The sequence below is a fragment of the Marinobacter fuscus genome (genome assembly GCF_003007675.1).
Lineage (GTDB): Bacteria > Pseudomonadota > Gammaproteobacteria > Pseudomonadales > Oleiphilaceae > Marinobacter > Marinobacter fuscus.
In genome coordinates, this window is sequence record NZ_PXNP01000009.1 from 170,565 (window position 1) to 183,123 (window position 12,559).

Here is a 12,559-nt window from a genome sequence, read left to right on the forward strand (position 1 = left end):
ATGTGGCCGCCACTTTAACAACCATCAAAGCAGTCGACATTGGGAGTGTTCATGGAAGCTATTTCCGAATTTGTCAGTCAAATCAACGGCCTGGTATGGGGCCCACCCATGCTGGTGATGATTCTCGGTGTGGGCCTGCTGCTGAGTATCGGCTTGAAAATGATGCCGATTCTGAAACTGGGCGCTGGCTTCCGGCTGATGTGGAGCGGGCGCGCCCGAGGCGCCAACGAGGACGGCGACATTCCACCGTTCCAGGCGCTGATGACCGCATTGTCGGCAACGGTCGGCACCGGCAACATCGCCGGTGTGGCAACGGCGGTTTTCCTGGGCGGCCCGGGGGCGCTGTTCTGGATGTGGCTGACCGCTCTGGTGGGTATGGCCACCAAATATTCCGAGGCGGTACTGGCCGTGCGCTTCCGGGAGGTGGATGAGCGCGGCGCCCATGTGGGCGGCCCCATGTACTACATCCGTAATGGCCTTGGCAGCAAATGGGCCTGGCTGGGCATTCTGTTCGCTGTGTTCGCCTCGATTGCCGCGTTCGGTATCGGCAACACCGTACAGGCCAACTCGGTGGCCGATGTTCTGGAAACCAATTTCGGCCTGCCACACTGGGCCACCGGCGTTATTCTGATGGTGCTGGTGGGCATGGTGCTCATTGGCGGTATCAAGCGGATTGGTCAGGTCGCCAGTGCCCTGGTGCCGTTCATGGCGGTATCCTACGTATTGATCGGGTTGATTGTTCTGGCCATCAACGCCAACCAGATTCCCCACGCTTTCAGCCTGGTGTTCAGCTACGCCTTCAGCCCTGCTGCCGCCGAAGGCGGCTTTGCCGGTGCGGCGGTCTGGGCCGCCATCCGGTTCGGGGTTGCCCGGGGTATCTTCTCTAACGAAGCGGGCCTGGGTTCCGCGCCCATCGCCCACGCGGCCGCGCAAACCAAAAACCCGGTTAAACAGGGCATGGTGGCCATGCTTGGCACCTTCATCGACACCATCATTGTGTGCAGCATCACCGGCCTGGTGATCATCACTTCCGGCGCCTGGACGTCGGGTGAAACCGGCGCCGCCCTGACGTCTCTGGCGTTTGAAGCTGGCCTGCCCGGTTTTGGTAATTATGTGGTGGCGATTGCGCTGGCTATCTTTGCCTTCACCACCATTCTGGGCTGGTCGTTCTACGGTGAACGCTGCGTCGAGTTCCTGTTCGGCATCAAAGCAATTCTGCCCTACCGGATTCTGTGGATTCTGGCGATTCCGCTGGGCGCCACCATCAACCTGGGCTTTATCTGGCTGGTGGCCGACACCCTGAACGCGATGATGGCACTGCCGAACCTGATTGCCCTGCTGTTGCTGTGCCCGGTGGTGTTCAAACTGACCCGGGAATACTTTGAAAAACAGAGGCAGTAACCGCAGTTTGCCTGGGGCGCGCGGCAAAAATGCCGCTTTTCACATGAGATAAATCAAGCGCCCCTTGTTTTATTTTTTTCCGGCATCAAAGATAGCCTTATACACCGTTCGTAACGCTACCGTGTAAAAAAGGAGAATGACTATGAGTTTGCGTCTTGGAGATACCGCACCGGATTTCGAACAGGACACCACCGAAGGCAAGATCCGCTTTCACGATTGGCTGGGCAATGGCTGGGGCGTTCTGTTTTCTCACCCGGCTGACTTCACGCCGGTCTGCACCACCGAGCTGGGCCTGACCGCGAAGCTGAAAGACGAGTTTGCCAAGCGCAACGTCAAGGCCATCGCCTTGAGTGTTGATCCGGTGGACTCACACCACGACTGGATCAAAGACATCAACGAAACCCAGGGCTGCGTGGTCAACTTCCCGATTATTGCCGACCACGATCGCAAGGTGTCCGAGCTGTACGACATGATCCACCCCAATGCCGACAGCAGCCTGACCGTGCGCTCTCTGTTCGTGATCGACCCGAACAAGAAAGTACGCCTGATCATCACCTACCCGGCGTCCACCGGCCGTAACTTCAACGAAGTGCTGCGGGTGATTGACTCCCTGCAACTGACCGACGACCACAAGGTGGCAACTCCGGGCAACTGGGAGCGGGGCGGCGATGTGGTGATTGTGCCGTCACTGCAGGATGAAGACGAAATCAAACAGCGCTTCCCGAAAGGCTACAAGGCGGTGAAGTCCTACCTGCGGATGACGCCGGATCCGTCCTCCAACTGGAGTGGCGACTGAGCCGACCGGTTGGCACCAGTAACGGATACGAAAACGGGCAGCCATCTGGCTGCCCGTTTTTTATTGCCTGTTTGCCGGTGCAGGCACCGGCCTGGCATCAGAAGGCGGGAACCACCGCGCCTTCGTATTTCTCCATGATGAAATCCTTCACCGCGTCGGATTTCAGGGCAGCAGCCAGTTTCTTCATCGCCTCGCTGTCCTTGTTGTCCGGGCGCGCCACCAGAATGTTCACGTAGGGTGACTCGGAACCCTCAATCACCAGCGCATCTTCAGACGGATTCAGGCCCGCTTCCAGAGCGTAGTTGGTGTTGATCAGGGCAACGTCTACCTGATTCAGGATACGGGGCAGGGTCGCTGCTTCCAGCTCCTTGAAATCCAGATCTTTCGGGTTGTCGGCAATATCACGGGGCGTGGCGGTGATTTTGCTTTCATCTTTCAGCGTGATCAGTCCGGCTTTTTGCAGCAGCAGCAAGGCCCGGCCACCGTTGGTGGGGTCGTTCGGAATTGCCACCACAGCACCTTCTTTCAGCTCGTCCAGAGACTTGAGCTTGCTGGAATAAGCGCCAAATGGCTCGACGTGTACGCCGGTGACCGTCACCAGACTGGTACCACGGCCACTGTTGAACTCGTCCAGGTACGGCTGATGCTGGAAGAAGTTGGCATCCATCCGCTTCTGGTCCACCTGGATGTTCGGCTGCACGTAATCGGTGAACACTTTCACATCCAGCTCTACGCCTTCTTTCGCCAGCGCAGGCTTGACGAATTCAAGCAGCTCGGCGTGGGGCACCGGTGTTGCCGCCACAGACAAGGTTTCGGCGTTGGCGGCAGTGGCAAAACTTGCGGCAGCAGTCAGGGCCACCAGAGTTTTCTTCAGGCTCATTGAGCACTTCTCCTGTCAAACGATTGTTGGTATTCGGGGTTGAGCAAACAGAACGCAATCATTATTTTCGGCTGAAATAGAGCACCAGCCGGTCGCCAGCCATCTGCAGCAGCTGCACAAAGATGACCAGTAGGGCAACGGTAATCACCATAACGTCGGTCTGGAAACGCTGGTAACCGAAACGAATGGCCAGATCCCCCAGGCCGCCGCCACCAATCACACCAGACATGGCGGCATAGGACACCAGGGTGATGGCAGTAACGGTGATTCCGGCGATGATGCCCGGAAGCGCCTCCGGCAGCAAGGCACCGAAAATGATCTGGCGCACGTTGGCACCCATGGCCTGGGTGGCTTCAATAATACCCCGGTCGACTTCCCGCAGAGAGGTTTCCACCAGCCGGGCAAAGAAGGGTGCGCCACCGGCCACCAACGGCGGTATGGCACCGGCCACCCCCAGAGAGGTACCGATCAGCATCACCGTAAACGGAATCATCACAATCAGCAGGATAATGAACGGCACCGAGCGCAACACATTCACCACAAACGAGAGCATGGCGTAGGCCACCGGTTGCTCCAGCAGTTGGCGCTTGCCGGTCAGAAACAGCAGCACACCAATGGGCAGGCCGATCAGTACACTGAACAACAGCGACATGCCCACCATCACCAGGGTATCCCAGCTGGCCACACCAATCTCGGCCCAGTCCACGTTGCCCAAAAGGGTTTCCATCAAGGCTTCCATCAGCGCATCACCTCCACGTGTACATCGGCGGCTTCCAGCGCCTGCATGGCAACCCCCAGGTCACCGCCGACCAGAGACAGGGTCAACTGCCCATAGGGCGTATCCTTGATATGGTCAATCCGGCCAGAAAGAATGCTGAAATCCACACCCGACTCGCGGGCCACACGCCCCAGCAGAGGCTTGTAGGTGGATTCGCCTTTGAAGGTCAGGCGCAGAATACGGCCATTGGCTTTCTGGAAGTCTTCCTGCAATTCGTCCCGGTCAATGCTTTCGCTCTCGAATACGAAATCCCGGGTGGTCGGGTGTTGCGGATGTAGAAACACCTCACTCACCGGCCCCATTTCCACCACACGGCCCGCGTCCATCACCGCCACACGGTCACAGACCCGGCGCACCACATCCATCTCGTGGGTGATCAGAACAATGGTCAGGCCCAGTTCCTTGTTGATGTCCGCCAGCAGTTTCAGCACCGACTGGGTAGTTTGCGGGTCGAGCGCGCTGGTGGCCTCATCGCACAGCAAAATGGTGGGCCGACACGCCAGCGCCCGGGCAATGCCCACCCGCTGCTTCTGCCCGCCGGACAGCTGGGACGGATATTTGTTGGCATGGTCACTCAGACTGACCCGCGCCAGCAATTCCGTCACCCGGCTACGAATGTCTTCTTTCGAATAAATGCCCGCCAGCTTCATGGGGAAGGCAATATTGTCTGCCACCGTTTTCGACGATAGCAAATTGAAATGCTGGAAAATCATACCCACTTTGCGGCGAAACGCCCGCAACTCGGCGGCGGTGTACCAGGTGATATCCTCGTCGTCGATCAGAATGCGGCCGCCGGTGGACGGTTCCAGCTTGTTGATCAGCCGGACGAGGGTCGACTTGCCCGCACCGGAATGCCCGACGATGCCGAAGACCTCGCCGTTTTCAATGGTCATACTGGTCGGGTGCAACGCGGGAACCGCCCGACCACCTACCTGATACGACTTTTCTACCTGGTCAAATACAATCACGTTAATGCCTTGCGGGTGTGACTTTGAGGGCGGCGATTATAGCCTATTCAGCAGCCAAACCCGAATCCCCGGGCCGGTTTGGCGAATGCCTTTCTCTACTGGAACGCAACAGCCGCCTACATTTGCTGAGGTGTCTGCCCCGATGTTCCGAGACCGGGTGGAGCGGGCCAGAGATAGACCTGATTCACTGGCTGCGCTACCGCGTGCAGTCAGAGCATCTTACTAGCCGGGCATTCAGCCCCTTTTCCGGACTGGAAATTAGCTTGCTGTATACCATACTGAAGGTTTTCGGCCTGGCGACGCCGCCGTTCTCAGCATGGAGCACAGGAATATCATCATGGACTCCACATCACGTTTACAATCATCAGAGGCAAAGTTTCGGGGCCTGCTTGAGTCCGCGCCCGATGCCATAGTCATTGTCGACCAGAACGGGCGAATCCAGCTGGTCAATGCCCAGACGGAAGCACTGTTTGGCTATCCGCGCCGGGAGCTGATCGGCCAGAATATTGAGATACTGATGCCGGAGCGCTACCGGAATCAGCACGTCGGCCATCGCCAGCAATTTGCTGAGAATGCCCGGGTTCGCCCAATGGGGGCAGGGCTTGAGTTGCACGGGCTGCGCAAAGGGGGCGTGGAGTTTCCGGTCGAGATCAGCCTCAGCCCCCTTCAGACCGACGAAGGCGTATTGATCTCCAGTGCTATTCGCGACATTTCCCAGCGCAAGCAGACAGAGCTCGAACTGCAGGAAAAGAACGCCGAACTGGCCCGGGCCAATCAAGCCAAGGATCAGTTTCTTGCCAGCATGAGCCACGAGCTGCGCACACCGCTAAATGCGATTATCGGTTTCACCGGCACCCTGTTAATGAAGCTTCCCGGCCCCATAAACGCCGATCAGGAAAAACAGCTGGGGATAGTACGCTCCAGCGCCGAACACTTACTCTCCCTGATCAATGATCTTCTCGATATTGCGAAGATCGACGCGGGAAAACTGGAACTCAAACCGGAACGGCTAAATCTCAACCATCTGCTGGAACAAGCCCACAACACAGTCGCGGTTCAGGCCCGGGAAAAACGCCTTGAGCTGCATCTCGAGCTGCCAAACGAAGCGATCAATCTTGAAACCGACCGACGGGCCCTGAACCAGATCTTGTTGAACCTGCTCAGCAATGGTCTCAAATTCACTCATCAGGGCAGCGTTCGCCTCAAGCTGTCCCGACGGGGCAAACAAGAGGTTGTGATCTCGGTAAGGGACTCCGGCCCCGGCATGGACGCCGTTGCACAGGCGCACCTGTTCCAGCCATTTTCCCGGGGCGTATTGTCGTCCCGTCGCACCGAAGGCACAGGGCTTGGCCTGTATCTCAGCCAGAAACTGGCACAGCAACTGGGCGGTTCCCTGAGCCTGACCCACAGTTCGACCCGGGGTTCTGAATTCACGTTGACGCTGGTAACCGGTGAAACATGAGTGCTCAGATACTTCTGGTGGAAGACGATCCGGCCAGCCTGGAACTCTTCAGCTACCTGCTTGAGTACCAGGGCTTTCAGGTCTACCAGGCGGAAGATGGCTGCCAGGCTCTGGACAAGGCCCTGGCACTGAGCTCAGTTCTCGATCTTGTGATCAGCGATATCCAGATGCCAGAAATGGATGGCTACCAGTTGCTAAAAGCACTTCGGGCGCATAGTGATTTCGCTACCAAGCCCATCATCGCCATCACTGCATTTTCCATGTCGGGTGATGAACAGCGCATCCTGGGCGCCGGATTCGATGGCTACATCTCCAAACCGATTGCTCCCGAGCGGTTTGTTGCTCAGGTCAGCCAGTGGCTCACGCCGTCATAGCAGTCTTCGCACACGGATATCAGAGGGCATTGCACCATGGCCAAAATCCTCATTGTTGATGATCATGATGCCAACCGTGAACTGGTTGCATCACTGGCAGGCTATCTCGGCCATGAAATTCTGGAAGCCGGGAACGGTAAAACGGCACTCGACATCGTTCGGCAGCAAATGCCAGACCTGGTGATCTGCGATTTGCTGATGCCGGTCATGGATGGCTACCAATTTGTAAAGCAGGTACGCCGGGAGCCTAATATCGCCAACACCGAGATTTTGTTCTACACCGCCAATTACAGCGAGAACGAGGCTCTGCACATGGCCCAACAACTCGGCGTGAAGCGTGTGCTCTTCAAACCCTGCCTGCCTGAAGACGTGCTGGAAGCCATCGAAACCGGGCTCAATGATTCCCGCAACCCGGAGCAAGCCCCACATGGCCTTGACGGCAAGGCTTTCGATGCCGAACACGCCCGGATTCTGACAGACACCCTGTCCCGGAAAAGTGACGAGTTGGAGAAAGCCAACCACCGGCTGGCCGCTCTGACCGAAATCAACCTGCAACTTTCCGGTATGCGCGATGCCGGGCGGATACTGGAAACCATCTGCCAGGATGCCCGAACTCTGGTGGGGGCCAGCTACAGTATTCTGTGTGTGAACGAATGCCACAACGGCAATCAACAGATCCGTTTTTTCCTGAGCGGCTTCGCTGGCAGCCGCTCTCACAGCCTGCCGCGTCCGGATCTTTATGAGGGGATACCCGGTGAGGTGCTGCGCAACCGAACTCCCCAAAGGCTACATGCTGGCAATGGGCAACAAAGCATCCATATCGGCTTACCCGATGGCTACCCGGAGGTTCATTCCTGCGTCATCTCTCCCATCATGTCGGCAACCGACGTGTACGGCTGGGTCTGCCTGATCAACCGTCTGGATGGCGAGGCTTTCAACCGCGAAGACGAGTGGTTGTGCAGCTCGCACGCAGCCATGGCAGGCCGGGTGTACGAAAACCGCAGCTTGTACCTGCAACTGGAACATCGCGCCCGGAAACTGCAACTGTACGACCGGGCCATTGAAGAGAGCAGCAACGGCATTGTCATATGTCTTGCCGACAAGGCCCGGGATAATCCGGTGATCTATGCCAACAAAGCGTTCAGCGAGATGACCGGCTACCCTCATGAAGAAGTGCTCGGCATGAGCCCTCGTTTTCTGCTGGCGGATGACCAGAACCAACCCGGGCTTGAGCCCCTCAGAAATTGCATGCGGCACGGTGGTTCAGCCCGGGCCATCCTGCGCAACTACCGCAAGGATGGCAGCGCCTTCTGGAACGAGATTGCGCTGGCCGCAGTCCACGATGAGAGCGGGGAGGTTGCGCACTTTATCAGCGTTTTCAATGATGTTACCGAGCGCAAGCGCTATGAAAGCGTTCTGGAACATCAGGCCAACCACGACGACCTGACCGGGCTGCCAAACCGCAACCTGCTGAAGGATAGGTTGGCTCATGCCGTTGCGCAGTCGGAAAGAAACAACAGCAGCTTTGCCGTTCTTCTTCTTGATCTTGACCAGTTCAAACGCATCAATGATGGCCTTGGCCACAAGATCGGTGACTTACTGATACAGCGAGTGGCCGCTCGCATGAATCGCTGTATCCGGGACAGCGATACCCTCGGGCGGCTGGGCGGTGATGAATTCATGATTCTCGGCGGCAGCCTGCAAAACGAACAATCCGCATCGACGCTCGCCAGTAAATTGCTCAGTCAATTCGAACAAAAGATTGCGATCAACGGGCACCAGATTGTCGCGTCTGCCAGCATCGGAATCGCCATTTACCCAAGGGACGGAGCTTCTGGCGACGAGCTGTTTCGCAATGCCGACACCGCCATGTATCGCGCCAAGGAAATGGGCCGGAATGGATTCCAGTTTTATTCCGCGGATATGAACCTGCGGATGCGGGAGCGGCTATGCCTTGAACAGGCGCTCAGAGACGCGGTTCCGAAAAAGCAACTGTCGTTGTGGTATCAGCCCAAACTTGATCTGAGAACCAGGCAGGTTTCCGGTGCCGAAGCCCTGATCCGCTGGCAGCATCCGGAGATCGGAGCGATATCGCCGGGAACATTCATCCCGGTTGCTGAAGACACCGGCCTGATGTCTGCCATCGGTGTCTGGGTGATTCGGGAGGCGGTTCGTCAAGTGAGCCAGTGGCGACGCGAGACCACTCTGGAAGTTCAGGTCGCCATTAATATTTCCGCATTTCAGCTCAGCCACCAGAGCTTTCTCGGCTATATTTTCGAAGCACTGAAGCGTTACGCACTGCCCCCTCAACTATTAACCGTAGAGGTAACAGAAACCGCCATCATGACCAATATGGAGATCGCCGTGAGCCAACTTCAGCAGCTCCGTGACCGAGGTGTTACCGTGGCTTTGGATGACTTTGGCACCGGCTACTCCAGCCTCACCTATCTGAAGCGCTTCCCGATTGATGTGGTAAAAATCGATCGAAGCTTTGTGGCGGACATCGGCGAAGATAGGGAAAGTGATGCCATTATTCAGGCCATCATTCGACTGGCCCATAGCCTGAGCATGACTGTTGTAGCAGAAGGCGTGGAGACCCAGGAACAGCTCGCGTTCCTGAGCGCCGCCGGCTGCGATGAAATGCAGGGGTTCCTGTTCAGCAAACCCCTGCCCGCCGGTGAATTATTGGCCTTTTTGCAGAAAAACTGAGCAGGCGTCAGTGCAATGAACGCATCTGCCTGGGGTAGAGCGCCGCGCTCACCTCCGGCTCTTCCAGCAGATCCGCCAGCTCCCGGTCAATCTCGGTTTCCTGCCCCTCTTCAGGCAGGGGCTCAAACAAGGTTTCCAGCCAGGAGGCGATCTGCGGTGCCTCGTCCCGTTCGTAATCGGTAGACAGGGCCTTGATGCGACGGAACCCGATGATGCGCTGGTGCCGGGGGTCGCGGATCTGCTCGAATCCGCGCCAGTAAATTCGATCCCGGGTGTGCAACTGCACGAACAAGGTGTCAATGGGCCCCTTGTCGTCTTCCTCTTCCCGGGCATCCTCATCAGCAGACTCAGGGCGTGCTTCGGCTGTTCCGGCTTTTTCTTCCTTCCGCCGAATAGTCGTCCAGGCCGGATACAGAACCGCCACGGCATCCGCCTCAACATGTTCACGTGCGGCCCTGAGAATGAGCCCCCAGCGGGCCTTGTCGGCATCGGTCTCCAGAGAGTTGATAGGAAGGTCGTAACTCTGATCATTAGACAGCACAATCGCCATCATGGGCGCGTCCAGCTCTCCCATGGCTTCAGCCTGTGCTACGGATACCAGATCGTCGATTGCCATCGATTGGTTCATAAGATGCTCGCCTCTTCGATGCCATCAGGGTGGATAGGGAACCCCTATCCCTGTCTGACAGCATAGCCTGTTCCACCTGCAAAGATAAACGTGGGGTTGCGATTGGCGGATCACAACCCCAAATTCTCCGGCCCCGGCCTCACCCGAAAGCAGTATCCAGCTTTTCATATTGAGTAAACCAGGGCGCGGCTTCTTCCAGCTGGGCCGCCAGTTGCAAAAGTCTGGTTTCACCACCGTGAGCGGCACCCAGCTGAACGCCTACCGGCAAGCCTTCAGGCGTCCAGTAAAGCGGCACCGACATGGCTGGCGTGCCCGTCAGGTTTGCCAGCTGGGTGAACGGTGTTCGCGCCAGGCTGTCCAAGACCATCTGGTCGACCTGGCCACTTTTGTGCACCAGTTTCCCGGCTTTAAGTGACAGCATCAGGCGTGCCATCAGTTTCAGGTGAGCGGGTGTTTCCATTTCTCCGATGCGCGCCGGCATCTGACCGGTCGTCGGGCTCAGGTACAGATCGTAGCTGTTGAAAAAATCGCCCAACGCCCGGGCAAACTCATTCCACTGCTGGCGCCTGCGCACATACTCGGGCAACGGCATCGCCTGACCCAGCATACCCAGCAACCGGGTTTCCAGCTCGAAGTCATCGTCGCGAGCTGCAAACTGTTCCCGCGCTTTCGCCATTAACGCCGACACCTCACCGAAATAAAGCGCCATATAACAACGGGCCAGCGCCATGCCATCGTACCCGGGGCTGGCGTATTCTACCCGATGGCCGAGTGATTCCAGCAGTCGGGCCGTCTGCTCCACCGCTTCTACACATTCCGGCGCAACCTCTGTGCCGTAGGGTGATTCGGTAAAGACAGCGATTCTCAGCTGGCCGGGCGATTCCTGCATCAACTCCCGCCAGGGCGCCGAGGGCTTCGGGATTACAAAGGGATCACCTGCCGCAGAACCGGCCAGCACATCCAGCATCGCGGCACTGTCCCGGACGGTGCGGGAAACCACATGATCCGACGACGCGCCAGTCCAACCCTCTGCGGCGTGCGGACCCGCAGAGATGCGACCCCTGGATGGCATAAGTCCGAACAACCCGTTGTACGCCGCCGGAATCCGGATAGAACCGCCACCGTCGTTGGCTCCGGCCATGGGCACAATACCCGCAGCCACCGCAGCACCGGAACCGCCACTGGATCCACCCGGCGTGCGGGCAGTATCCCAGGGATTGCGCGTAGGCCCCCACAGCCGGGACTCGGTAATCGCCTTGAGGCCAAATTCCGGTGTCGCCGTACGGCCGATAATAATCAGACCCGCCTCCCGGGCTCTGGTAACAAACTCCGAATCACGATCCGGGATGTGCGACCGCAAGGCCCGGCTGCCCATGGTGCAGGGATGCCCCGCCTGTTCCTGGGCAAGATCCTTGAGCAACATGGGCACTCCGGCAAACAGCCCGCTCCCGGGCACAGGCAGGGAGCGGGCTTCGGCAAACTGCTCGTGGCAGATCGTGTTCAACTGCCCGTCAACCTGAGCTGCCCGAGCCGTTGCTGCAGCCACCACCTCTGCCGAGGTCACCTCTTTCCGATGGATCAGGTCTGCCAACGCAGTGGCGTCGTACCGGAGATACTCTGTCTGTTTCATGGGCAATTCCGTTTTGGTCCGGATCAGGCCAGACGCTGGACATTTCGTTTATAAACCGGAAACTCAGGAGCTTACGCCAATCGAAAAGTGAGTTCCATGAACCTGTTTCCGGAAGCCCTCGGCGACAACATTGGTTTCCTCCTGCTGCTGGCCTCAGCGGGTACCTCTATGATCACTGCAATTCTCGGTGCGGGCGGTGGTGTTCTGCTATTACTCCTGATGGCCACCTGGCTGCCACCCGCCGCCATCATACCGGTGCACGGCATGATTCAGCTTGGCTCCAACAGCGGCCGGGCGGTGTTAACCCGGCATCATATCGACTGGAAAGTCATTGCGGCCTTCGCCCCGGGCGTATTGGCCGGGGCCGCTCTGGGCGCCTGGCTGCTGGTCGACTTGCCCGCATACCTCTGGCAACTGACCATCGCCCTGTTCGTACTCTATCTGTGCTGGGGGCCAGCACTTCCCAAGGCGTCGTTCGGTACACCCGGCATTTTTATCGCGTCTGCCATCACCAGTTTCATCAGCCTGTTTGTGGGCGCAACCGGCCCTCTGGTAGCCGCGTTTATCAAGCAGATTCATACCGACCGTTTTCGCACGGTCTCCACGTTCGCAACGGCGATGACCCTGCAGCATGCCCCGAAAGCACTGGTGTTCGGCGCTGCGGGCTTCATCTTTTCCGAATGGCTGGCGTTCATGCTGGCAATGATTGCCTGTGGCTTTATCGGCACCTGGGTCGGTTTGCACTTGCTGAAATCCATCAACAATCGCTGGTTCCATCAGGCGTTCAACGTCGTGCTGACCCTGCTGGCTTTGCGCTTACTCTGGCAGGCGGCCACGGCATGGCTGGCTTGATACACCGGCAACGGTAATCTTCAGCAACTTGAAATTCCTTTGATAATCGTTATTATTTAGTTCTATTTTTCAAAACCGGGA

Annotated in this window: 11 protein-coding genes; 6 read left to right on the forward strand and 5 right to left on the reverse strand. The window is 57.8% G+C overall.

Annotated features, from left to right (window positions below; genetic code table 11):
* Nucleotides 1–51: 51 nt before the first annotated feature.
* Both C7H09_RS01845 and C7H09_RS01850 read left to right on the forward strand, forming a co-directional pair.
* Nucleotides 52–1,401, forward strand: coding sequence for an alanine/glycine:cation symporter family protein (locus tag C7H09_RS01845; RefSeq protein WP_106760952.1), 1,350 nt, complete (start codon nt 52–54; stop codon nt 1,399–1,401).
* A gap of 142 nt (nt 1,402–1,543) precedes the next feature.
* A complete protein-coding gene (locus tag C7H09_RS01850; RefSeq protein ID WP_106760953.1) occupies nt 1,544–2,197 on the forward strand; it encodes a peroxiredoxin in 654 nt (217 codons plus the stop codon).
* A 97-nt stretch (nt 2,198–2,294) separates the two neighbouring features.
* Here C7H09_RS01850 and C7H09_RS01855 read toward each other — a convergent pair whose 3' ends face one another.
* From C7H09_RS01855 to C7H09_RS01865, 3 genes are all read right to left on the reverse strand, one after another.
* The gene (locus tag C7H09_RS01855; RefSeq protein WP_106760954.1) at nt 2,295–3,077 is read right to left on the reverse strand and encodes a MetQ/NlpA family ABC transporter substrate-binding protein; all 783 of its coding nucleotides are present in this window, start codon (nt 3,075–3,077) and stop codon (nt 2,295–2,297) included.
* 61 nt (nt 3,078–3,138) lie between these two features.
* Nucleotides 3,139–3,816: a methionine ABC transporter permease gene (locus tag C7H09_RS01860; RefSeq protein ID WP_106760955.1), complete on the reverse strand. Its 678-nt coding sequence runs from the start codon at nt 3,814–3,816 to the stop codon at nt 3,139–3,141.
* Entirely contained in the window at nt 3,816–4,823 is a 1,008-nt protein-coding gene (locus C7H09_RS01865; RefSeq protein WP_106760956.1) for a methionine ABC transporter ATP-binding protein, read from the reverse strand. Before C7H09_RS01865 ends, C7H09_RS01860 begins: the two co-directional genes overlap by 1 nt.
* 337 nt (nt 4,824–5,160) lie before the next feature.
* Between C7H09_RS01865 and C7H09_RS01870 the strand changes: the two genes are divergently transcribed.
* Genes C7H09_RS01870 through C7H09_RS01880 form a run of 3 tightly spaced genes read left to right on the forward strand, consistent with a single transcriptional unit; the run spans nt 5,161 to nt 9,368 of the window.
* Entirely contained in the window at nt 5,161–6,285 is a 1,125-nt protein-coding gene (locus C7H09_RS01870) for a PAS domain-containing sensor histidine kinase (protein WP_240616479.1), read from the forward strand.
* On the forward strand, nt 6,282–6,659 hold the full coding sequence (locus C7H09_RS01875; protein ID WP_106760958.1) for a response regulator: 378 nt from the start codon (nt 6,282–6,284) through the stop codon (nt 6,657–6,659). The genes C7H09_RS01870 and C7H09_RS01875 overlap by 4 nt, the downstream gene beginning before the upstream one ends.
* Before the next feature lie 36 nt (nt 6,660–6,695).
* The gene (locus C7H09_RS01880; protein WP_106760959.1) at nt 6,696–9,368 is read left to right on the forward strand and encodes an EAL domain-containing protein; all 2,673 of its coding nucleotides are present in this window, start codon (nt 6,696–6,698) and stop codon (nt 9,366–9,368) included.
* Between the two features lie 7 nt (nt 9,369–9,375).
* On the opposite strand, the gene C7H09_RS01885 is transcribed toward C7H09_RS01880, so the two are convergent.
* Together C7H09_RS01885 and C7H09_RS01890 are read right to left on the reverse strand one after the other, a co-directional pair.
* Nucleotides 9,376–9,996: a hypothetical protein gene (locus tag C7H09_RS01885; RefSeq protein ID WP_106760960.1), complete on the reverse strand. Its 621-nt coding sequence runs from the start codon at nt 9,994–9,996 to the stop codon at nt 9,376–9,378.
* A gap of 139 nt (nt 9,997–10,135) precedes the next feature.
* Nucleotides 10,136–11,626 carry an amidase gene (locus tag C7H09_RS01890; protein WP_106760961.1) on the reverse strand — a complete coding sequence of 497 codons (1,491 nt, stop codon included), beginning with the start codon at nt 11,624–11,626 and terminating at the stop codon, nt 10,136–10,138.
* A gap of 96 nt (nt 11,627–11,722) precedes the next feature.
* On the opposite strand from C7H09_RS01890, the gene C7H09_RS01895 reads away from it, so the two are divergent.
* Entirely contained in the window at nt 11,723–12,478 is a 756-nt protein-coding gene (locus C7H09_RS01895) for a sulfite exporter TauE/SafE family protein (protein ID WP_106760962.1), read from the forward strand.
* Nucleotides 12,479–12,559: the final 81 nt, after the last annotated feature.

Excerpts from the sequence above, each read along its gene's own strand:
- C7H09_RS01845 (WP_106760952.1), top strand. The coding sequence starts at position 52 with ATGGAAGCTATTTCCGAATTTGTCAGTCAAATCAACGGCCTGGTATGG.
- C7H09_RS01850 (WP_106760953.1), top strand. The coding sequence starts at position 1,544 with ATGAGTTTGCGTCTTGGAGATACCGCACCGGATTTCGAACAGGACACC.
- C7H09_RS01855 (WP_106760954.1), bottom strand. The coding sequence starts at position 3,077 with ATGAGCCTGAAGAAAACTCTGGTGGCCCTGACTGCTGCCGCAAGTTTT.
- C7H09_RS01860 (WP_106760955.1), bottom strand. The coding sequence starts at position 3,816 with ATGGAAGCCTTGATGGAAACCCTTTTGGGCAACGTGGACTGGGCCGAG.
- C7H09_RS01870 (WP_240616479.1), top strand. The coding sequence starts at position 5,161 with ATGGACTCCACATCACGTTTACAATCATCAGAGGCAAAGTTTCGGGGC.
- C7H09_RS01875 (WP_106760958.1), top strand. The coding sequence starts at position 6,282 with ATGAGTGCTCAGATACTTCTGGTGGAAGACGATCCGGCCAGCCTGGAA.
- C7H09_RS01880 (WP_106760959.1), top strand. The coding sequence starts at position 6,696 with ATGGCCAAAATCCTCATTGTTGATGATCATGATGCCAACCGTGAACTG.
- C7H09_RS01885 (WP_106760960.1), bottom strand. The coding sequence starts at position 9,996 with ATGAACCAATCGATGGCAATCGACGATCTGGTATCCGTAGCACAGGCT.
- C7H09_RS01890 (WP_106760961.1), bottom strand. The coding sequence starts at position 11,626 with ATGAAACAGACAGAGTATCTCCGGTACGACGCCACTGCGTTGGCAGAC.
- C7H09_RS01895 (WP_106760962.1), top strand. The coding sequence starts at position 11,723 with ATGAACCTGTTTCCGGAAGCCCTCGGCGACAACATTGGTTTCCTCCTG.